The following is a 22,349-nucleotide window of genomic DNA, read 5'->3' on the forward strand; positions in this document are numbered from 1 at the left end:
AATCATGGCAGCAAAAGACGTTGTATTTGGAGATAGCGCCCGTACCAAGATGGTGGAAGGCGTCAATATTCTCGCGAACGCAGTTAAAACAACTTTAGGACCAAAGGGTCGTAACGTTGTGATGGAGCGCTCATTTGGTGGTCCAACCATCACTAAAGATGGTGTATCCGTAGCAAAAGAAATCGAACTCAAAGATAAGCTCCAGAACATGGGTGCGCAGATGGTGAAGGAAGTTGCTTCTAAAACTGCTGACATCGCTGGTGACGGTACTACCACCGCTACTGTTTTGGCTCAATCTATCGTTCGTGAAGGCATGAAATATGTTGTTTCAGGTCACAACCCAATGGACTTGAAGCGCGGTATCGATAAAGCGGTGACTGCTGCTGTTACAGAACTCGCAAAAATCAGTAAGCCTTGCACCACTACTAAAGAAATCGCTCAAGTAGGTTCTATTTCTGCAAACAGTGACTACAGCATTGGTCAGCGCATTGCTGAAGCGATGGAAAAAGTAGGCAAAGAAGGTGTGATTACTGTTGAAGATGGCAAGTCTTTAGAAGATGAGCTAGAAGTAGTAGAAGGTATGCAGTTTGACCGTGGCTACCTCTCCCCTTACTTCATCAATCAACCTGAAAAACAAGTAGCGATATTGGAATCCCCATACGTACTCTTGTTTGACAAGAAGATTGCCAACATTCGTGATTTACTCCCAGTGCTTGAGCAAGTTGCAAAATCTGGTCGACCATTGCTCATCATTGCTGAAGATGTTGAAGGCGAAGCCTTGGCAACTTTGGTGGTGAACAACATTCGCGGCATTATCAAGACTTGTGCTGTTAAGGCCCCTGGTTTTGGTGATCGTCGTAAGGCAATGTTAGAAGACATCGCCATTTTGACTGGTGGTACTGTGATTGCCGAAGAAATTGGCCTAACATTAGAGAAAACCACTCTTGAGCATTTAGGTCAAGCTAAGCGCATCGAAATTGGTAAAGAAAACACCATCATTATTGACGGTGCTGGCGATACTAAAGCAATCGAAGCGCGTGTGAAGAACATTCGTGTTCAGATCGATGAAGCAACTAGTGATTACGACAAAGAAAAATTGCAAGAGCGCGTGGCGAAGTTGGCAGGCGGTGTTGCTGTGATTCGTGTTGGTGCTGCTACTGAAGTCGAAATGAAAGAAAAGAAAGCCCGCGTTGATGACGCATTGCACGCTACTCGCGCTGCAGTAGAAGAGGGTATTGTTCCTGGCGGCGGTGTTGCTTTGATTCGTGCTATGCAAGGTATCAAGGGTCTTAAAGGCGACAACGCCGATCAAGACGCTGGTATCAGCATCGTATTGCGCGCTATGGAAGAGCCACTACGCATCATCGTTTCTAACGCTGGTGACGAAGCAAGTGTGGTTGTTAATGCGGTATTGGCCAGTAAAGGCAATAACGGTTACAACGCTGCAACTGGCGAATACGGCGACCTCGTAGCTCAAGGTGTGATCGACCCAACTAAAGTAACCAAAACTGCATTAGTCAATGCAGCTTCCGTTGCAGGCTTGTTGTTGACTACCGATTGCGCTATCTGCGAAGCCCCAAAGGATGAATCTGGTGGTGGTATGCCTGATATGGGTGGTATGGGCGGCATGGGTGGTATGGGCGGCATGATGTAATGAGCCTTACCTTCCACAGCGAGCTTGCTGTAGAAAATAAAAACGCCTGGTTCACAAGACTGGGCGTTTTTTATTTGTTACAGTTAGCTTAATACTTAACTCATACAGATAGCGTTCTTATGATTCTTAAACAATTTCTTCTCAGTAGTCTAGGCGTGACCTTCTTGTTTTTACAAGGGGATGTTGCATTGGGTCAAGCCCCAGAGGCCAAACAAAAATATGAGAAAAGTATTTCTAATATACGGAATCAACGTTATTGCGAGGTTCTCTACGGCAAGCGCAACTTTTTAAGATTAGAGGTCAAGGTTTTTAATACTCAGGGACTCAATCTTTGTCCAGAGGATCAGTGGAAATCACTCACTAAAGAATCGATTGAAAAGGCATATGACGCCTCTTTCGTTTTACTAAATGGTCCACGTTACTGGACGATGGATGAAATTCAAGCGGCTGGCGCTACGGTCAATCAAACCAAAGAATCTTTTGGGGGCATTGAGATGAACTTACGGGCCACTATTGAATTAGGACTTTTCAAACAACTGCTGGGTAGCAAACACTATTCTCCCAATGAAATTATTCGAACGACTGCTTTTATCTATCAGGCGGGAAGCTCTGTTTATGAATTAAGTTCTCCTTCCGGCGAGGTATATGTCATGCAGTCATATTCCCAGATTGTGAATCCTAACTTAGGTATAGCAGATTTACCTGATTTAGCTAAGCAGTTGAAGTTGCCAAAAGGCTGGACATATCAATCAAGAGTGCTAGAAAAAGAATTATCCTTAGCTGCAAATGGCATTGCATACGTGCTGCAAGATAACTTATCCAATAGTTATCAAAGGCGCTAGCTGAGCAATCACTTAATCAGGCTGAATACCGCCACCCCTAATCACTTTTTTCATTTTGATGAGGCCTTGAGCAATCATATTTTTTAAATGATCTGGACCTAGCGGGGCTATCTCAAAACCTTGCGCAATCAGTTGTTCACGAAGCTTTGGATCTTTCAGTGCTGTTGCCAGGGATTCATTTAGCTTGTCAATGACTGCAGGTGGAGTGCCTTTGGGCGCCAGGAGCGCACCCCAGGTTGAGAACTCATAGCCTTTCACGCTTTCATCAATCGTCGGAGTATTGGGCAGTAATGGGGAACGAGTTTTACTAGCAACACCCAGAACCTTTAACTTACCTGCACGAATATGAGGAAGCACTACAGATAGGGCGCTCATCATCACTGGTACTTGACCTGCCATGACATCAGTGACGGCTGCAGCAGCACCACGATAAGGGATGTGAACAAGAGGTACGCCAGTGTATTGACGAAATATTTCCATTCCAATATGTTGGGGTGAGCCACTACCACCAGAGGCATAGTCAATTTTGCCTGGCCTCTCTTTAGCGATGCGTACTAAATCTGCCGCTGTATTTCCAGGAAAGCTAGGATTAGCCACCAACACAAATGTAATCGCTGCGAGTTCTGATATCGGGACAAAACTTTGAGTTGGATCGTAATCGATCTTTTTATAGAGATTGGGCAACATCGTCAAAATGCTGTCATTAAATACTCCTAATACATAACCTTCAGCAGGGCTCTGCACTACCTTCCCAGTTCCAATTAAACCTGCGCCCCCAGGAATATTTTCAATCGTGATCGCTTGACCTAAGTTCTCCCCCATTTTTTGTGCGATAGGGCGAAAGAGCAGATCAACGCCACTACCAGCTTGCAGCGGCATGACCGTTTGGACGGTGCGATTAGGATAGGCACTTTGAGCATTAGCAATCTGAACACTAAGGACGCAAAGTAAGCACGAGAGGAGGTTTGAGAACAATACTTTCATTGAGGGCTTAATCTATCTTAATGCCAGCCTTCTCCACAACCTTACCCCAACGACCTTGCTCTAATTTGATGAACGCAGTAAATTGCTCGGGAGTATCACCTATTAAAATAGCGCCATCGTCTAGCATGCGCTTAGAGTCTTCTTTATTTTGAAGAGCTTTTGCAATTTCTTTTTGTAACCTATCGATGATGGGTTTTGGAGTCCCTGCAGGCGCCATAATTCCGTACCATTGTGAGGTTTCAAAGCCCTTATAACCTGACTCAGAGATAGTAGGAACATTCGGAAGTGCATTTGATCTATCAGCAGATCCAACTGCTAAAGGCCGTAATGCCCCACCATTAATTTGACCCATTAGAGAAGGCAGTCCGTTGAAGGTCGCTTGTATTTGGCCGCTAATGAGGTCGGTCAACATTGGTCCAGATCCTTTATAAGGCACGTGCACTAAATCAATTCCTGCTACAGATGAAAAGTATTCCATCGCTAAGTGACCTGCACTACCGTTACCTGCAGAACCATAATTAATTTTCCCAGGATTCTTTTTAGCATCCGCTACAAAATCTGCCAAGGTCTTATTAGCGCTCTTACTGCTTACAGCAATAACATTTGGTACCTTAGCAACCAAAGTGATGGGTACAAAATCTTTGTTTGGATCATAAGGAAGTTTGTTGCCAAATAAAGCCGGGTTCACTGCTAAAGTACCAACGTGACCCAGTATCAGTATGTAGCCATCTGGTTTAGAACGCTTAACTTCTTCCATTGCAATATTCCCAGCACCGCCCGGTTTATTATCTACATAAACAGATTGTCCAAGACTGGTCGATAAGCTATTGGCTACTGATCTAGCAATAATTTCTGAGGTGCCACCGGTTGCAAATGGCACTACTAAGCGAATCGATTTTTCAGGATAGGCTGCGATTGATGCTTGCGAGAACGCCAGGGTACTTACTGCAACGGCAGTGAGGATGAGTTTTTTCATAAAAGGGACCTTGTCAGTAATTGCTTAAATTTGGCTTATTTTAGTATTGATTACCTTAATGCTTGATCAAGTAACATTGAACCATGAATCCTCAAATAGGCTCGCTCTTAAATCAGGCGCTTGAAGCACTCAGAAACTCTAACCTAGAGATGGCGGAGGCCTATTTAAAAGAGGCTTTGATACTGGAGCTAAATAACCCGCATACTTTAAGGCTTTTGGGGGTAGTGGCAGCTCAAAGAGCCGAATATGAAAAAGCGATTGAGTTTTTTTCAGCAAGTATTAATGTGTTCCCTGAAAATGCAGTGGCCCATAGTAATCTGGGTAATGTCTATGCAAAGCTAAGGCAATTCGATCGGGCTTTGGGCGCGTATGAGGAGGCGGCTCGCTTAGACTCTCAGGATGCAGAAACTTGGTCAAATGCTGGAATTGTCTTTTTTGAATTAAAGCGTTTTGAAGAGGCAATTGCACTCTACGACAAAGCCCTTGCCATTGATCCCAACTATGCAGAAGCGCTGTGCAATAAAGGTAATGCATTAGATGAGCTCAAGCGATATGAGGAAGCGATCGATTGTTATGAAAAAGCCTTATCAATCAATCCCAATATAGATTGGGCGCCGGGCGTCTGGATGCATTTAAAGCTGAAGGTTTCTGCATGGGAACATCTAGAAGCTAATGTTGAAGTACTGCTTGCAAAAGTGGCTGCCGGTGAGAAGGTCAGTAACCCCTTCCCTCTTTTAGCGATGAGCGACGATCCTATGCTCCATCGCCAAGCTTCAGAGATCTTTGCGCGCTATCAATATCCCTCTAATTCCACGCTTGGGGTAATTGCTAAACACCCTAGGGGAAAAAAGATTCGCATTGGCTATTTCTCGGCAGATTTTCATAATCATGCGACGGGTTATCTTTTAGCAGAGCTGATTGAGCTGCATGACAAAAATCAATTTGAACTGATTGGCATTTCATTTGGACCCAATCAAGATGATGAAATGCGCACCCGATTAAAAAAATCGTTTGACCAATTTATTGATGCCAGTGCTATGTCTGATATTGAGATTGCGCAGCTGAGTCGGCATCTGAAGATCGATATTGCAGTTGACTTAAAAGGCTTTACACAGAACTGCAGAGCCGGAATTTTTGCTTATCGTGTAGCGCCGGTTCAGCTTAGCTATTTAGGCTATCCCGGCACAATGAGCGCAGGTTACATTGATTATTTGCTTGCCGATAAAACCTTGATTCCTCAAGAGGCCCTACAGGGCTACTCAGAAAAAATTGCTTATTTACCCAATAGCTATCAAGCCAATGATCGTAAAAGAATCATCTCAGACAAACAGTTTACAAATGCAGAGCTCGGGTTACCAGAGCAAGGTTTTATCTTCTGCTCCTTTAATAACAACTATAAAATACTGCCAGCCACTTTTGAGAGCTGGATGAGAATTCTCAAAGCAGTAGACGGTAGCGTCCTGTGGTTGTATGAGGATAATGTTGCAGCAGCCAATCACTTGCGACAAGAAGCAGAAAAAAGAGGCGTTCATCCTAGTAGATTGGTGTTTGCAAAAAGAATGCCGCTAGCCGAGCATTTAGCGCGTCATCAACTGGCTGATCTATTTATTGATGCATTCCCCTGTAATGCCCACACCACTGCGAGTGATGCACTTTGGGCTGGATTGCCTGTGCTCACTCTAATGGGAAATGCTTTTGCAAGCCGCGTAGCAGCTAGCTTGCTCAATGCAATTGAATTGCCAGAACTCATTACAAGCACCCCACAAGCTTATGAGGCCCTGGCAATTGAGATTGCAAAGAACCCAGCAAAGCTTGCAGCGCTTAAGCAAAAGCTAGCAAGTAATAGGCTGACAACCCCCTTATTTGATACCCCCCAATTTACAAAAGATCTTGAGCGGTCATATGTTCAGATATATGAACGGTATCAGGCTGGTTTACCCCCAGAACATATATTTGTATAGTCAAAAATCAATTCTTCTTATTGACACAATAGTTTCGATATTTTTATATCAATTCCATTGGGTTAATATTCAATCATGAATCCACAAATCGGTTTTCTTTTAAATAAATCGCTTGAAGCACTTAGAGGCTCTAATTTAGATTTGGCAGAGTTATATTTAAAGCAAGCAAAAAGCTTACAAGCTAGTAACCCCCTTGTTCTTCGGCTTCTGGGGGTTATTTATGCCCAGCGCATGCAATATACCGAAGCTCTGAAATACTTCAATGATTCTCTCAAAGCTCTCCCCAAGAATGCATTAGCTTTAAGTAACCTCGGTAATGTATTACTTCAGCTGAAAGAGTACAACAAAGCTCTAGATGCTTACGATAAGTCATTAAAAATAGACGCAAAATATGAGGAGGCTTGGTCTAATAAAGGTAATGCCCTTTATGAACTCAAGCGCTATGAAGAGGCAATTACTTGTCACGATAAAGCCCTTAGTCTCAATCCAAATTATGCCGAGGCTTGGTCTAATAAAGGTAATGTATTTAATGACCTTAAGCGTTATGAGGAGGCGATTGCTTGTCACGATAAAGCCCTTAGTCTCAATCCAAATTATGCCGAGGCTTGGTCTAATAAAGGCCATGTATTCAATGAACTCAAGCGTTATGACGAGGCGATTGCTTGTCACGATAGGGCACTCAGCCTAAAGCCTAATGTTCCTTGGGGCTACGGTGATTTACTTCACACAAAGATGAGGGTATGTAGCTGGTCTGGCTTTGAAGGCTCTTTAGAAAATATTGCTCATAGAATTTTGGCAAATGAAAAGGCAACTACCCCTTTACCGCTACTATGCATCACTGACAATGCTTTATTGCATCAAAAATCTTCTGAAATTTACATCCAATCAAACTACCCATTTAACGCTGTCTTAGGACCTATTCAAAAGCGTTCAGGGAATCAAAAAATCCGCATTGCTTACTTTTCAGCTGATTTTCATAATCATGCTACAGGGTATTTAATGGCTGAACTTTTTGAGCTGCATGATAAAAATCAATTTGAACTAGTCGGCTTTTCATTTGGCCCAATAGCAGGCGATGAGATGCGCCAGCGGATAGAGAAGTCGTTTGACCAGTTTATTGAGGTTAGCAATCAATCAGATATGGAAATCGCCCAGCTAAGTAGAGACCTCAATATCGACATTGCTGTTGATTTGAAGGGCTTTACTCAAGATTCAAGAACTGGAATCTTTGCCAATCGTGCGGCAGCCATTCAGGTGAACTACCTTGGTTATCCAGGAACCATGGGTACTGATTACATGGATTACATCATTGCTGATAAAACCTTGATACCAGAAGGAACGCAGCAGGCCTACTCAGAAAAGATTGCCTATTTATCTAATAGCTATCAGGTCAATGATAGGAAGCGTTTTATTTCAGATAGGCAATTTACAAGGCAGGAACTAGGACTGCCTGAGAATGGATTTGTATTTTGTTGTTTCAATAATAATTTCAAGATACTTCCTGCAACTTTTGCCGGGTGGATGCGAATACTGAAGGCGCTTGAGGGGAGTGTTTTATGGCTATTCCAAGATAATCCTTGGGCAGTCGAGAATCTCAAACAAGAAGCTTTAAATCATGGAGTTGATCCCAGCAGACTTGTTTTTGCTGAGCGAATGCCCTTATCAGAGCATTTAGCACGTCATCGACAGGCAGATTTATTTCTTGATACGTTTCCTTACAACGCCCACACCACCACTAGTGATGCCTTATGGACTGGATTGCCAGTGTTGACTTTAATGGGTAACTCCTTTGCAAGTCGCGTAGCAGCAAGCTTATTAAATGCAATAGGATTACCAGAACTAATTAGCAATAGCCAAGAAGAATATGAGGCCTTAGCTGTAGAGTTAGCCAGCAATCCAGAAAAGCTCGCAGCCCTAAAACAAAAACTAGCGAGTAATAAACTGTCGACGCCATTATTTGATACGCCGCAATTTACAAAAGGTCTAGAGCGAGCCTATGTAAAGATGTATGAGCGGTATCAGGCAGATTTACCGCTAGAACATCTAGTGGTTGAATAAAAAAATTGCAAGATGCGTAGATATAACAATTCAAGAACTAAAGTAGGCCAGATTTACACCTAAAAAAGTTAATCCTTAGGCGCCCAAAACTCAGTTACCCAAGTTTGCCCACCGGTTTGCAGATCAATTGTTTCTAACTTAAAGTAATGAGCTTCTAAGATAGATTGAGGAATCATGGGATGGAAGTCTTTTGTGATTGCAATCAACTTAAATTCCTTTTGTGCAATTTTACTTTCAATGCCTTTAAAGTATTGATCAAAGGTACTAAAATAATCGTATCTTTTAGGTAGTAATATATCGACCAATGCCGATGGGGTATCTAGTCCGACATAATATTCTGTATGTCCGTTATCTAAAAGAATAGATTCGTCCATAATTGGTGCCAAGATGGGGCTAGAAATTAATTTAGGACCCTTGGTATTTATAATGATTTGATTAGCGAAATTCCACTTTTGTAAAGCCTGTGCACTATATATTGGCCGATAGCTCAGTAGTTCGCCATGAAAAATACTAAAGATTAAGATTGCGACTATGAAAAAAACTCTTACAACTGTCGATCTTAATTTCGATAAGGAAGTCAATCCAATAATGATGAGTGCAGGTAAAGCTAATTGATAGTGATAACTTAAGAATGATCCAGTGTTAAAGCCTAGGGGAATTAAGCACAATGTCGCAACCAATAAAACCCAGAGATATAAATTTTCACTCTGGTTGTAAGTAATCTGCTTTCTTGCTCTTCTCCAAAGGTAAATTAAGAGAAGGGTAATGAGGGGCCAATACTGATTGAAAAAGATGATCAATTGAATTCGAGCATGACTCCAGCCACCTCCAACCCCATACAACTGAGCGAGTATAGCGGCATAGAAATAAGCTGGAAAGACATAGCTTATTAGCACTATGGATGGGATCAAAATACCAAAGAAAAATAGTCCATAGATTAGCGCTTTCTTAAGTCCTGAGTTTGAGATGAGAAAAAGAAAGACGGGGGCAAAGATATAAAGAAAATATTGTTTTGTATAGAAAGCAAGAACGGTTCCCAATGCTGCCAGCAGAATGGAGGACAGGCTTTGAGATTTTCTAATTTGAAATAAAACGAGTAAGACGATTAACAATCCGCAGGAAGCAGGATTTAGTATAAATACTGAATTGGTTGCAGACCCCGTCCAAAGGGCTGCAGTAAAACCGAGAATGGCTAGAAATAATTGCCCACTTAATTTATACACTTCAGAAGCGATGATCACAGCTGTCAGGACAATGCAGGTACAGACGAAAAATTTAGTAACTAAGAAGATATCAACCTGAAGGATCCAGCTTAAGCCTCCCGCTAAAAGTGGAAAAATTAGGCCGTAAATATAGAAAAAGGGTGGGCCAACTGAAAATGAATAGGGTGAAGACTGATCAAAGAGTGAATTACTCAGACTAATACCGCTCCAATCCCGATATTCAGTTGGGATAGGATGATAAATGAGATGAAAGCACTGAAAAATCCAAAAGCCAATAAAGTAGAGCACTAACACTAGAAAAAATTGCTGTGATCTAGTGAATGACTTGGATTGATCGATGATTTTTTTTAGCATATGGCGCTGTTAACTAGATATTCAACTTTTTTGAAGAGCGCTATTTTGTAAGCGAATAAAATCTTGCATCGTCTTTTCAAATCGTAGAAAAATATTTTGGAATAGACATAATACTAATGGAATAGATAGAATAAAGAGATATGGTGAATCAATAGGCATAGCTATATTAAACTTCTCAAGCATCAAAATAATGAATAGCTGAAGCGGAAGATAGATAAGGTAGCTCGAATCAGTCATATTTCCTAGGGCCTCAATCAAATATCCCCTAACAAAAGATCTTGAACGGTATCAGGCAGATTTGGCAGCAGATGAAATTTTTCTAAATTAGAGCGTGTCTTAATACATACATAAAAGTTTAATATTCTTCAAGAATTATATTCCAAAATTTTGCATAAAATGGCTAATTCCATCACCTCAGTGGCAAAAAATATTCTCTTAGCAACAGTGTCGATTTTAATTGGCTTGGTGCTATTCGAAATCATTGCTAGCCTAGTTATTGGAAAAGAGCTTTCAAACGACCATCAACGTAGTAGAAGATATCTACTTTACGGTACAGCAGATGGCGCCCCTGTTTTTCGTAATCAAGGGAAGATATTTACCTACTCACCTAATTCAACTATTCGTACATCTGCCTATTATGAAAATGGAGATGCAATAGCTAAAGAATACGATTATCAATTTAAAACCAATAATTTTGGATTGGTTCAAAAGCTAGACATTGACAAGGAGCGCCCCACTATTTTAGTGCTTGGCGATTCTTTTGCAGAGGGGCAGGGTGCGATACCTTGGTTTTATAAGCTAGAGGAGGACAGTAGAAAAGATATTCAACTTATTAATGGTGGTCTTTTTGGTACCGGGTTTACGCAGTGGAAGTTGCTTCATGACCAGCTAGTTGAGTCAGGCGTTCGTATCAATAAAATAGTTGTCCCCTTTATATCTGATGACTATCAAAGAAAAGTATGGAATTTTTCGGATCGACTTTTAAATTGTTTTGAAGATGCAGCAAAATGTCAGGGAAATGAAGGATATTTTCCACTGCCCAAATCAGTTGATACAGAATCATTTGTTAGTAATTTGAGGAAATTTCGAGATACTGAGTATGCTGATAAGCAAGCTAAAAAAGAACGCAGTTTTTTTCGCCAGTACTTTCCTAGAATTCATTTCATAGTGGGATATATTAAAAATGAGTACAAACTTAGGTTTAAAAATCCCAATCCAGCTGCGATTGAGTATCTGAGTGGGAAATATGGAAAAAATATTGTATTTATTCACCTCCCGACTAAGGAAGAGTTAGAGCGTGGTCATGCCCCAGATCACATGGGTCAACTGGCTAGGGAAAAAATACTGAATACTGGTAGTAGGCTTGTGGATGGATTTAATGTTTGCGGTCTAGAGCCTAAAGACTATTTTGCTAATGATCCCCATCCAAATCCTGTCGGCTACCAGAAAATTGCAAGTTGCGTAGAGAAAGTAATGCTTGAATTAAATTAGGCATCCTTTGCTCAGGTCGATACGATTGATTGTTTGACTTCAGATGGCTCATAACCATTCTTTATTAATTAGCATGTGCATTGTTGCTACCTGATTTTTAGCAAATCACATTAATTGAATCAGAATTCTGTATGATTTGGTCGAAATGAGTGCCTCCCAAGAAAATCTCTCCCATCCTAAATATCGTCCCGACATTGATGGATTAAGGGCTATAGCCGTTTTATCTGTAGTTGGATTTCACGCTTTTGGGGTGATGGGCGGCTATACAGGAGTTGATATTTTCTTTGTCATTTCAGGGTATCTCATTTCAACGATTATTTTTGAGGGGCTGGAAAAACAATCCTTCAGTTTTAATCTGTTTTACCAAAGACGAATAAGGCGAATTCTTCCATCGCTTTTATTAGTTCTCATTGCTTGCTTAATTTTTGGTTGGTTTTCACTCTTTGCTGATGAATATGAGCAATTGGGCAAGCATGTTATCGCAGGCTCTGCTTTCATTTCAAATTTTGTGCTCTGGGGTGAAAGTGGCTATTTTGATATAGCCGCCGAAAAAAAACCTTTATTACATCTCTGGTCTCTAGGCATTGAAGAACAATTCTATTTCTTTTGGCCAATTTTTTGCTGGCTATTTTGGAAATTTCGCGCTCACTACTTGTGGATTATTTTAGCAATTACGACTTTTTCATTTGGCTTGAATGCTTGGTTGGTTGAAATCGATGGCGTAGCAACTTTTTATTCACCAATAACGCGTTTTTGGGAACTGTTGGCAGGCGCCTTCTTGGCCTATTTTGTGCTTTTTAGTCCGGAGTCATTGGATAGGATAAAACGATTTAACAATACATTCAGCATCCTTGGGCTGGCGCTTATTATTATTAGCATTTCGGTTTTTACTAAAGACCTGGCTTTTCCTGGATGGTGGGCAGCTATACCGGTACTTGGCGTTTTTTTATTAATTATGGCTGGACCAGATACATGGGTCAGTAAAAAAATATTATCGAATAAAATCTTAGTTTGGTTTGGTCTTATCAGTTTCCCATTGTATTTATGGCATTGGCCCTTACTGACTTTCGTTAGGCTGTTAAGTGATAGCCCAAGATATCTAATAATAGCATCGGTTATGAGCTCAATCTTTTTAGCTTGGCTTTCATATAGATACGTAGAAAAACCAATTCGATATGGAAAAAATCAGACACAAAAATCGATATGCCTACTAGTGGCGATGCTTGTAGTTGGAATTTCTGGTTTGATTATTTATCAAAAGGCGGGTCTTGAATTTAGAATTGATGATGGGCAAGAAGGACGCCTCACTCAAAAGTATCGTACTCAACTGGAATGGCCTAATAAATATAACCATAGCGACGCGTGTAGAGCTAAATATGGCGCGGATCAATATTGTTTAATTAACGACATCAGTAAACCACCTAACGCAGCTCTTATTGGGGATTCTCATGCGAATCAGTTTTACCCCGGTCTTGAGAAATACTATTTATCAAAAGGTGAAAATTTAATTTTATTGGGTGCTGGTGCATGCCCACCATTCTTTGGAATAGATAGGCCTAAAACTTCAAAACAAAATTTTAATTGTTACGCACGCACTGCAAAATTGTACGAATTTGTACTAGATGATGAGAATATCAAAACGGTTTTTATCGCCTTTTATCATAATCTTACTTTTGCAGATAATTTTATCTTTGAGGATAAGATAGGCAATATAAATACTACTAATAACTATCAGGCTACCTTAGATGCTCTGGCTCGAACTATTAATATGCTTGAAAAGCGCGGAAAAAAAGTGATCCTTATTTATGATATGCCAAATATAAATAAGGATATTAGAGAGTGCGCTTTAGTAAGACCAACTATTTTCAAAAAATCAAAATGCGATCTCAATCAAATAAAGCTAATTAATGATTTTGCGGTGTATGACAAAATGATTGAAGAGCTTCAAAAATTAACCCATGTAGAAATTTTCGATACACGCCCATATTTGGCGGAAAACTTTCCTGTAGATTCTGATGGTAATCTAAATTACAGAGATTCCACTCATTTATCCTATCGAGGTTCATTGTTCTTCTCTGATAAATACCGTTTTTGATACCCCTAGAACGTTATCTGCCAGATTTAGCGCACGAGTCTATCCACTTTGCATAAAAAAATCCCGCTGGTATTAAGCGGGATTTTGATGAAGTAGTTTGGATTACGAAACTGCTTTGACCATATCCTCTACAACTTTCTTCGCGTCACCAAAGACCATCATGGTTTTATCCATGTAGAAGAGTTCGTTATCAAGGCCAGCATAACCAGCGGCCATTGAGCGTTTGTTCACAATAATCGTTTTTGCTTTGAATGCTTCTAAGATAGGCATACCAAAGATGGGGCTACCAAGAGTGCGTGCTGCTGGGTTCACCACGTCATTTGCACCAAGCACTAAGACCACATCAGCTTGACCAAAATCACTATTGATATCTTCCATCTCAAATACTTGGTCGTATGGCACTTCTGCTTCGGCCAAGAGCACGTTCATGTGACCAGGCATGCGTCCAGCAACGGGGTGGATCGCGTATTTGACAGTCACACCATGGTGAGTCAGTTTCTCAGTGAGTTCTTTTAAGGAATGCTGTGCACGAGCCACTGCTAAACCATATCCAGGAACGATGATGACAGTGTCAGCATTTTCCATCAGGAATGCAGCATCTTCAGGAGAGCCAGTCTTGTAGTTCTTTGGACTGCCATCATCGCCACCGCCAGCAGCAGCTTCAGCACCGAAGCCACCAAGGAGTACAGCAAGGATGGAGCGGTTCATCGCCTTACACATAATGTAAGACAGAATTGCACCAGAAGAACCAACGCATGCTCCAGCAATAATCAACACAGGGTTATTTAAAGTAAAGCCAATACCGGCAGCGGCCCAACCAGAGTAACTATTAAGCATTGAGACAACCACTGGCATGTCTGCGCCACCAATCGGGATGATTAAGGTCACACCTAATATCAAAGCAATGCCACACATTACTAAGAATGCGGCATGGCTGTCACCCATGTAATAAACAACACCAGCACCCACCATACCAATTGCTAGAACTAAGTTCAGTAAATGTTGACCAGGGAAAGTCACGGGTTTACCACTCACTTTGCCAGACAATTTACCGAAGGCAATGACAGAAGCAGTAAAGGTAATAGCGCCAATGAAAGCGCCAATAAAGAGCTCAATCTTTTGTGCGCCATTGTGGTCTTGTGCTGGATTGATGACCGCTGCAATTGCAATTAAGACGGCAGATAGACCCACAAAGGAGTGCATCAAAGCAACCAGCTCAGGCATCTTAGTCATCTGGACGCGCTTAGCAGCAATGATGCCGATAATGGCACCACCAACAATCGCCACGCCAATTAAAGAAATCACTGGCTTGAAGCCGGGAATGAAGAAGGTAGTAATAACGGCCAGGAGCATACCAATCATGCCGAAGGTGTTGCCTTGGCGTGAAGTGGTTGGTGATGACAAGCCACGCAGTGCCAGGATAAATAGCACTGAGGAAATGAGGTAAGAAATAGCGGTGATATTTGACATTATTTTGGTCTCTATATAGATCGTGTTCTAGTGTTATTTAGTTCCAGCTGCATCAGCTTTAGGAGCTTTTTTCTTGAACATTTCTAGCATGCGACGGGTGACCATAAAGCCACCAAAAATATTGATAGATGCGAGGAAAACGGCAACTGCACCAATCATGCTAGTGAGCGTGATTTCATCTCCACCGATGACTTCGGTTTGCAATAAAGCACCCACAATAATGATTCCAGAGATGGCATTAGTGACAGCCATCAAGGGAGTATGCAGTGCTGGAGTAACGTTCCAAACGACGTGATAACCAACAAATATGGCTAACACGAAAACAGTGATGTTTTGGACTGTGAGGATGCTTTGAAAGGCAGCGAGATCCATAATATTTCCTTAGAATTTTTACTATTAGTTTTTGCGGATGGCTTGACCATCACGGCACATTAAGCAGGCAGTTACGATGTCGTCATCTGTTGGGATCACTAACTTCGCATCTTTATCGACAATCAGCTTCAGAAAGTCGAGTAAGTTACGTGAGTAAAGTGCTGAAGCATCTGCAGCAACCATGCTTGGTAAATTGGTATAGCCGACAATCTTCACACCATTCACGTTGACAATCTTGTCTGCTTGAGTCAGCGGACAATTACCAGATCCGTTATCACCTTTGCCAGCGGCCAAGTCGATCACTACTGATCCAGCTTTCATATTGGTAACAGTGTCGCTGTGCAGCAGTACTGGAGGTTTGCGACCTGGAATCAATGCGGTGGTAATCACGATGTCAGCTTGTTGAGCGCGCTCAGCCACTAGAGCAGCTTGACGCTTCATCCAGCTTTCTGGCATAGGTCTTGCATAACCACCTACACCTTTTGCGATTTCACGCTCTTCATCTGTTTCGTAAGGTACATCAACAAACTTGGCGCCCAATGATTCAATTTGTTCTTTAGCAGCAGGGCGGACATCAGAGGCTTCAATCACTGCACCAAGACGTTTTGCTGTTGCAATTGCTTGAAGACCCGCAACACCAGCACCCAAAATTAATATACGCGCTGCCTTAACAGTGCCAGCAGCAGTCATGAGCATTGGCATGAAGCGTTGATATTCATTGGCAGCAACCAAGACTGCTTTGTAACCAGCAATATTAGCTTGTGATGAGAGTACATCCATACTTTGTGCACGAGTAGTGCGGGGCGCAGCCTCTAATGAGAATGCTGTCACACCTTGTGCGGCCATTGCAGCAATGTTGTCATTATCAAATGGGTCGAGCATGCCCAACAGCACACTACCGGCTTTAATTTGCTTGAGTTCACCAACTTCTGGCGCCCGCACTTTAAGTACCAGCTCTGCACCAAAGGCATCTGCAGCACTGCCAATCGAAGCACCTACTGCTTCATATGCGGAGTCAGGTTGATTAGCATGTAAACCAGCATCTTTTTGAATGACGACAGTATGACCTTGACCAATCAGTTTTTTAACGGTTTCTGGTGTTGCGGCTACTCGAGTTTCCCCGGGCCTTGTTTCCAGTGGCACTCCTATGCGCATGGCATGTCTCCAAAAGCAAAATTTTTAAAAGATCTATTTTATAGATAAACAGGGTAGGTCATACCTACTTAGTTAGCTCCCAGGTTTGCCGGCTTGGTTTTTGCCTATATTCCTGCGAAATCGGGTTGAGACTTCTACAATAGGGGAGCTACCAATTTATAAAGTATTCTCGCATTTTTTTGATGAGCCAGCCTAATTCTTCCTCAATCCCACCTATAAAGCCCAACAAAGTCGTCATTGGCATGTCTGGGGGGGTAGATTCGTCGGTTGCCGCTTGGATGCTAAAAGAGCAGGGCTATGAGGTCGTTGGCCTATTTATGAAGAATTGGGAAGATGACGATAGCGATGAATATTGTTCAGCACGCCAAGACTGGCTTGACGTGGTCTCGGTTGCCGACTTAATTGGCATCGATGTTGAAGCGGTCAATTTTGCAGCTGAGTATCGCGAAAGAGTCTTTGCAGACTTTTTACGTGAATACGCTGCTGGGAGAACTCCCAATCCCGACGTTCTATGTAATGCCGAAATTAAATTTAAAGCCTTTTTAGACCATGCTATGAGTTTGGGCGCTGATGCCATTGCTACTGGCCATTACGCAAGAGTGCGACATCAGGCAGGTAAAGTGGAGCTGTTAAAAGCTATAGATGCTAGTAAAGATCAAAGCTATTTTTTACATCGCCTCACACAAGCTCAACTATCTAAGGTTTTATTTCCTCTAGGGGAAATACCTAAAACAGAAGTACGTCAAATAGCAGAAAAAATTGTACTTCCCAACGCTCGAAAAAAAGATTCCACTGGAATTTGCTTTATTGGCGAACGCCCTTTCCGTGAATTTTTAAATCGCTACCTACCTACTACACCTGGCTCCATTAAAACGCCAGAAGGTAAGATTGTTGGCGAACATATGGGTTTAGCCTTCTTTACTTTAGGTCAGCGTAAAGGCATTGGGCTTGGTGGCAGCCAGGATGGCAATGGGGATGCATGGTATGTAGCGCGTAAGGATATTGCCAACAATACTTTGTATGTAGCTCAGGGTCATGAACACCCGTGGTTATTGGCCAACAAGCTTGAAGCGATTGATGCTAGCTGGGTCGCTGGTAGTGCGCCAGCATCAGGAAAGTACTCTGCCAAGACACGTTATCGTCAGGCAGATTCTGCTTGTAACATTATCGCTGGCAAAGAAGGCCCAATGAGTTTTGAATTAAGCTTTCCAGAAACGCAATGGGCAGTAACGCCTGGACAGTCTGCCGTTTTATATGACGGCGATATTTGCTTAGGCGGCGGAATTATTTCCGCCTAAGCATTACGCTGCCGGTGGCGCAGTCTCAATAAACGAAGTTTTGAGCATCAGTTTTTGATAGAGACGATCAAGATTAGGATATTGCTTTTGCCATTGCACATCTGGATAGCGGAATAGTAAATATCCGACTGCACAACCGACTGCGATATCTGCCAATGTCATTTGATTGCCATGACACCATGCATTCTCACCAAGCTGTTCTGACATTTGGCGCAAAGCCGTTGCAATCTTACCCATTTGACGATCGACCCAGACTGGGCTTTGTTGCTCTGCTGGACGCAAAGTAAGCTCTAAGCGGGCCAAAATACCAGCATCCATGATTCCATCAGATAAAGCCTCCCAAGTCTTTACAGAGGCGCGATCGCGAGTATCGATTGGGATCAGTTTGCTAACAGGGCTTAAGCCATCAGCATATTCGGCTATCACCCTGGAGTCATAAATCACCCCGCCATCATCTAAAACAAGGCAGGGAACCTTACCTAAAGGGTTGTTTTGGGTGATTTTGGTGTCAGGAGCCCAAACGTTCTCAAGAACGTGGTCAACATCTACCTTTTTTTCAGAGAAAACAATGCGTACTTTGCGTACGTAGGGGCTAGTAAGGGATCCGATCAGTTTCATGGGGGATAGTATAGCGATCCTGGGAAAGCTAGGCAGAACACATTAAAATCAGGTTTTATAGATATCTTCAGTGCAAAGGCAATTTCTGTGAGTCAGCCTCTTTCAACCCTTAATGCCATTTCCCCATTAGACGGACGTTACGCCGGAAAATTGGATGCGCTCCGCCCCTGGCTTTCTGAGTCCGCTTTTATGCGCCAACGCGTTTTTGTGGAAATTCATTGGCTTTTGGCTTTGGCCTCGGCTGGCCTACCCGATGTACCCAAAATCAATGCAGCCGATGAAAAATTCTTACTGTCTTTGCCAGAAAATTTTTCCGATGTTGATGCCCAGCGGATTAAGGATATTGAAGCAGTAACCAATCATGATGTGAAAGCAGTTGAGTACTTTCTAAAAGAAAAAGTCTCAGGCCGACCTGATCTATTAAAAGCCAGTGAGTTTATTCACTTTGCCTGTACTTCTGAAGACATTAACAACACCTCGCATGGTTTGATGTTGCGCGGTGCTCGCGATGAAGTGTTATTACCGCAGTTAAACAAGATTCTGTCAGTGCTGACCGATTTAGCCATTGAGCATGCAAAAGTACCTTTGCTGTCACGTACTCATGGTCAACCTGCTTCCCCAAGTACTCTTGGCAAAGAAATTGCTAACTTTGCTAAAAGACTAGAGCGAGCCATTGATGCGATTGCTACTGTTCCCTTGCTTGGCAAGATGAATGGTGCGGTAGGTAACTACAACGCCCATATTGCTGCATATCCTGACTTTGATTGGGAGAATTTTTCTAAAGGAGTGGTGGAGAAGCGCTTAGGCTTAACTTTTAATCCTTACACCATTCAAATTGAACCTCATGATGGCATGGCCCAATTATTTGATGCCATTGCACGTGCTAATACGATCCTGCTAGACATGGATCGTGATTTTTGGGCTTATATTTCGGTTGGCTACTTTAAGCAGCGGACTAAAGCGGGCGAAATTGGCTCTTCAACGATGCCGCATAAAGTTAATCCGATTGACTTTGAAAACTCTGAGGGCAATTTGGGTGTGGCGAATGCTTTGCTTCGTCACCTGGCAGAAAAATTACCGATCTCCCGCTGGCAGCGTGACTTAACTGACTCTACAGTGTTGCGTAATTTAGGCCCAGCCTTTGGCCATAGTGTTTTAGCTTATGACAGCGCGCTACGTGGCCTCAGTAAATTAGAAGTCAATCATGCTGCTATTGCCGCTGACCTTGATTCATGTTGGGAGGTATTGGCAGAGCCAGTTCAAACCGTCATGCGCCGTTATGGGATTGAGAATCCGTATGAGCAATTAAAAGAGCTCACTCGCGGAAAAGGGATTAATCAACTCGATTTACAAAACTTTATTCGAGGATTAAAGATTCCTGAAGATGCTAAAGCCCGCTTGCTCGAGATGACTCCCTCATCATATTTAGGTAAGGCGGTCGAACTGACCGAACGTCTGAAAAAGTGAGCCTTACTCCCGCTTCAGAATACGGAGCGCGTCCTCGGATCTGGTTTGCTGTTTATCAATTGCTTTGGCATCTTTTGTTACCACTAGCATTTGTGCGTCTTGCTTGGCGTTCACGTCATGCCTTTGCTTATTTGCACCACATTCCTGAGCGCTTAGGTTTTGGCTATCAAAAGCCCATTACTCAAAATGTTATCTGGATTCATGCAGTGTCGGTGGGCGAGACACGTGCCGCACAGCCTTTGATTGAAGCCTACCTTGCGAGGGGTGAATCTATTTTATTGACGCACATGACACTTAATGGTCGCCGTACTGGTAAGCAATTATTTACTAAGGCAATTACAGCGGGGCAAATTCGTCAGGTGTACTTGCCTTATGACCTGTGTTGGTCAGTTGAACATTTCTTGAATACTTTTAAGCCTAAGTTGGGCCTCTTCATGGAAACAGAAGCTTGGCCAACAGTCGTATTTCGCTGTGCTGATAAAGGCTTACCCTCATTCCTAGTGAACGCACGTTTATCAGAGAGAAGCGCGCGTCGGGTAAATCAATTCGGTAAGGCAGGGCAGGCATTATTTCAGGCCTTTGCCGGCATTTTGGCTCAGACAGAATTTGATGCTCAGCGCTATCGTAGCCTAGGCGTTCAAAATATTGAGGTAGTGGGTAATTTGAAGTTTGATGTTCCGCTTGATGCGTATTTAGTCAAACAAGGTAAGGAGTGGCAAGAATCTCTACATGCCAAACAGCGACTGATGGTTTGTGCAGCTAGTACGCGTTATGGTGAAGAGGCCATCATTCTCAAGGCATGGAAAGATTTATTGCTCAACCATGCATTTGAGGTTCAGCCTTTATTGTGCTTAGTGCCACGACATCCCGAGCGTTCTTCAGAAGTGGCAGAACAGATTGATGCGGTTGGCTTGAAGTTCAGTAGACGCACTGAATGGCAAGGCACTCCTAAAGACAGCCCAGATTTGGATGTAGTCTTAGGTGATTCCATGGGGGAGATGCCGATGTACTACAGCGCATCTGATCTAGTAGTAATGGGCGGGAGTCTCTTGCGCTTTGGAGGTCAGAATCTGATTGAGGCTTGTGCTGCTGGATGCCCTGTTTTGTTGGGTGAGCATACCTATAACTTTCAGCAAGCATCGATCGATGCTCTAGCGTCTGGCGCTGCTAAACGCATTAAAGGGGAATTGCTCTTAGGTGAGCCCATTGCATTAATGGAAGCCCTGAAATCCTTATTACTCAATCCTGCAGAGTTAAGTCAGATGGCTATTGCTGCTAAGACTTATTCCATTGAACATCAAGGAGCAACAAAAAGAATTCTTGCCGCCCTTGATCAACAGAACTTTTCTTTAAATTAAACGCGAGCCCCAAAGTTAGGGTCATCGTTTTTAGTATTGTCATCAGGCTTTTTATCGCCCTTGACTAAATCTTCGCGGGTTACGCCTAACCACATGGCCAAGGCCGCTGCCACGAAAACTGAAGAGTAAATACCAAACAAAATACCAATGGTCAGCGCTAAGGCAAAGTAAAAGAGCGTTGGTCCACCAAAGATCAGCATCGCTAAAACCATCATCTCTGTACTGCCATGGGTAATAACAGTCCGGCTAATGGTGCTAGTAATAGCGTTATCAATAATCTCGCGAGTATTCATCTTGCGGTATTTACGGAAATTTTCACGAATACGGTCAAAGATCACAACTGACTCATTGACTGAGTAGCCAAGCACTGCCAAGATAGCTGCCAAAACGGATAGTGAGAATTCCCATTGGAAGAAGGCAAAGAATCCAAGGATGATCACAATGTCGTGTAAGTTCGCAATGATGCCGGCTAAGGCAAATTTCCACTCGAAGCGGAATGAGAGATAAATCACGATACCGATGATGACAAAGATCAGGGCTTTGAGTCCATCGATTGCCAATTCCTGACCAACTTGGGGTCCTACGAACTCGACCCGCTGTAGCTTAGCGCCAGTAGTGCTAGCATCAAGTGCTTGCATCACAGCGGTGCTTTGATCGGCTGAGGAGATGACCTTACCTTCGGCGTCCTTTTGCAAAGGCAGTCGAATCATGACATCACGTGAGCTACCAAAGTTTTGAATTTGGGTATCTGTATAACCTATTTTTTCTACTTTAGTCCTAATGGATTCCAGTGGCGCAGTTTGTGGATAACTCACCTCCATCACAGTACCACCAGTAAATTCGATGGAAAGATGTAAGCCGTTATGCCAGATGAAAAAAACTGCAAGTAAGAAAGTGATGAGAGAAATCGCATTGAGCACCAATGCATGGCGCATAAATGGAATATCTTTTTTAATTCTAAAAAATTCCATGG

At 42.6% G+C, this 22,349-nt stretch carries 17 protein-coding genes; 9 read left to right on the forward strand and 8 right to left on the reverse strand.

Going from position 1 to position 22,349, the window contains the following annotated elements; all coding sequences use genetic code 11:
- Positions 1–4: 4 nt before the first annotated feature.
- The gene (gene groL, locus ABWP14_RS04660; RefSeq protein WP_353201824.1) at positions 5–1,654 is read left to right on the forward strand and encodes a chaperonin GroEL; all 1,650 of its coding nucleotides are present in this window, start codon (positions 5–7) and stop codon (positions 1,652–1,654) included.
- A gap of 119 nt (positions 1,655–1,773) precedes the next feature.
- Positions 1,774–2,496 carry a hypothetical protein gene (locus tag ABWP14_RS04665; protein WP_353201825.1) on the forward strand — a complete coding sequence of 241 codons (723 nt, stop codon included), beginning with the start codon at positions 1,774–1,776 and terminating at the stop codon, positions 2,494–2,496.
- 12 nt (positions 2,497–2,508) lie between these two features.
- Here ABWP14_RS04665 and ABWP14_RS04670 read toward each other — a convergent pair whose 3' ends face one another.
- Both ABWP14_RS04670 and ABWP14_RS04675 read right to left on the reverse strand, forming a co-directional pair.
- On the reverse strand, positions 2,509–3,480 hold the full coding sequence (locus tag ABWP14_RS04670; RefSeq protein ID WP_353201826.1) for a Bug family tripartite tricarboxylate transporter substrate binding protein: 972 nt from the start codon (positions 3,478–3,480) through the stop codon (positions 2,509–2,511).
- A gap of 7 nt (positions 3,481–3,487) precedes the next feature.
- Positions 3,488–4,456 carry a Bug family tripartite tricarboxylate transporter substrate binding protein gene (locus ABWP14_RS04675; RefSeq protein ID WP_353201827.1) on the reverse strand — a complete coding sequence of 323 codons (969 nt, stop codon included), beginning with the start codon at positions 4,454–4,456 and terminating at the stop codon, positions 3,488–3,490.
- Positions 4,457–4,539: 83 nt separating this feature from the next.
- On the opposite strand from ABWP14_RS04675, the gene ABWP14_RS04680 reads away from it, so the two are divergent.
- Complete coding sequence (locus ABWP14_RS04680) at positions 4,540–6,417, forward strand: O-linked N-acetylglucosamine transferase, SPINDLY family protein (protein WP_353201828.1); 1,878 nt, start codon at positions 4,540–4,542, stop codon at positions 6,415–6,417.
- 75 nt (positions 6,418–6,492) lie between these two features.
- Positions 6,493–8,475 carry an O-linked N-acetylglucosamine transferase, SPINDLY family protein gene (locus tag ABWP14_RS04685; RefSeq protein ID WP_353201829.1) on the forward strand — a complete coding sequence of 661 codons (1,983 nt, stop codon included), beginning with the start codon at positions 6,493–6,495 and terminating at the stop codon, positions 8,473–8,475.
- Between the two features lie 68 nt (positions 8,476–8,543).
- On the opposite strand, the gene ABWP14_RS04690 is transcribed toward ABWP14_RS04685, so the two are convergent.
- The gene (locus ABWP14_RS04690; RefSeq protein WP_353201830.1) at positions 8,544–10,052 is read right to left on the reverse strand and encodes a hypothetical protein; all 1,509 of its coding nucleotides are present in this window, start codon (positions 10,050–10,052) and stop codon (positions 8,544–8,546) included.
- 396 nt (positions 10,053–10,448) lie between these two features.
- Between ABWP14_RS04690 and ABWP14_RS04695 the strand changes: the two genes are divergently transcribed.
- A complete protein-coding gene (locus ABWP14_RS04695) occupies positions 10,449–11,543 on the forward strand; it encodes a hypothetical protein (protein ID WP_353201831.1) in 1,095 nt (364 codons plus the stop codon).
- A gap of 145 nt (positions 11,544–11,688) precedes the next feature.
- The gene (locus ABWP14_RS04700; RefSeq protein WP_353201832.1) at positions 11,689–13,638 is read left to right on the forward strand and encodes an acyltransferase family protein; all 1,950 of its coding nucleotides are present in this window, start codon (positions 11,689–11,691) and stop codon (positions 13,636–13,638) included.
- A gap of 102 nt (positions 13,639–13,740) precedes the next feature.
- Here ABWP14_RS04700 and ABWP14_RS04705 read toward each other — a convergent pair whose 3' ends face one another.
- From ABWP14_RS04705 to ABWP14_RS04715, 3 genes are read right to left on the reverse strand one after another with little or no spacing between them, the layout of a single operon-like run.
- The gene (locus ABWP14_RS04705) at positions 13,741–15,108 is read right to left on the reverse strand and encodes an NAD(P)(+) transhydrogenase (Re/Si-specific) subunit beta (RefSeq protein ID WP_353201833.1); all 1,368 of its coding nucleotides are present in this window, start codon (positions 15,106–15,108) and stop codon (positions 13,741–13,743) included.
- Positions 15,109–15,141: 33 nt separating this feature from the next.
- Positions 15,142–15,480, reverse strand: a complete 339-nt coding sequence (locus ABWP14_RS04710) for a proton-translocating transhydrogenase family protein (RefSeq protein WP_353201834.1) — start codon at positions 15,478–15,480, stop codon at positions 15,142–15,144.
- A 24-nt stretch (positions 15,481–15,504) separates the two neighbouring features.
- On the reverse strand, positions 15,505–16,635 hold the full coding sequence (locus tag ABWP14_RS04715) for a Re/Si-specific NAD(P)(+) transhydrogenase subunit alpha (protein ID WP_353201835.1): 1,131 nt from the start codon (positions 16,633–16,635) through the stop codon (positions 15,505–15,507).
- 182 nt (positions 16,636–16,817) lie between these two features.
- Between ABWP14_RS04715 and mnmA the strand changes: the two genes are divergently transcribed.
- Positions 16,818–17,933: a tRNA 2-thiouridine(34) synthase MnmA gene (gene mnmA / locus ABWP14_RS04720; protein ID WP_502930141.1), complete on the forward strand. Its 1,116-nt coding sequence runs from the start codon at positions 16,818–16,820 to the stop codon at positions 17,931–17,933.
- A 3-nt stretch (positions 17,934–17,936) separates the two neighbouring features.
- Here mnmA and ABWP14_RS04725 read toward each other — a convergent pair whose 3' ends face one another.
- Positions 17,937–18,551: a glutathione S-transferase N-terminal domain-containing protein gene (locus tag ABWP14_RS04725; protein ID WP_353201836.1), complete on the reverse strand. Its 615-nt coding sequence runs from the start codon at positions 18,549–18,551 to the stop codon at positions 17,937–17,939.
- 87 nt (positions 18,552–18,638) lie between these two features.
- On the opposite strand from ABWP14_RS04725, the gene purB reads away from it, so the two are divergent.
- Both purB and ABWP14_RS04735 read left to right on the forward strand, forming a co-directional pair.
- On the forward strand, positions 18,639–20,018 hold the full coding sequence (gene purB, locus ABWP14_RS04730) for an adenylosuccinate lyase (RefSeq protein WP_502930142.1): 1,380 nt from the start codon (positions 18,639–18,641) through the stop codon (positions 20,016–20,018).
- The gene (locus tag ABWP14_RS04735) at positions 20,015–21,376 is read left to right on the forward strand and encodes a 3-deoxy-D-manno-octulosonic acid transferase (protein ID WP_353201837.1); all 1,362 of its coding nucleotides are present in this window, start codon (positions 20,015–20,017) and stop codon (positions 21,374–21,376) included. The genes purB and ABWP14_RS04735 overlap by 4 nt, the downstream gene beginning before the upstream one ends.
- On the opposite strand, the gene secF is transcribed toward ABWP14_RS04735, so the two are convergent.
- On the reverse strand, positions 21,373–22,347 hold the full coding sequence (gene secF, locus ABWP14_RS04740; protein ID WP_353201838.1) for a protein translocase subunit SecF: 975 nt from the start codon (positions 22,345–22,347) through the stop codon (positions 21,373–21,375). The genes ABWP14_RS04735 and secF overlap by 4 nt on opposite strands.
- Positions 22,348–22,349 lie beyond the last annotated feature (2 nt).

Source organism: Polynucleobacter sp. (assembly GCF_040400325.1).
GTDB lineage: Bacteria > Pseudomonadota > Gammaproteobacteria > Burkholderiales > Burkholderiaceae > Polynucleobacter.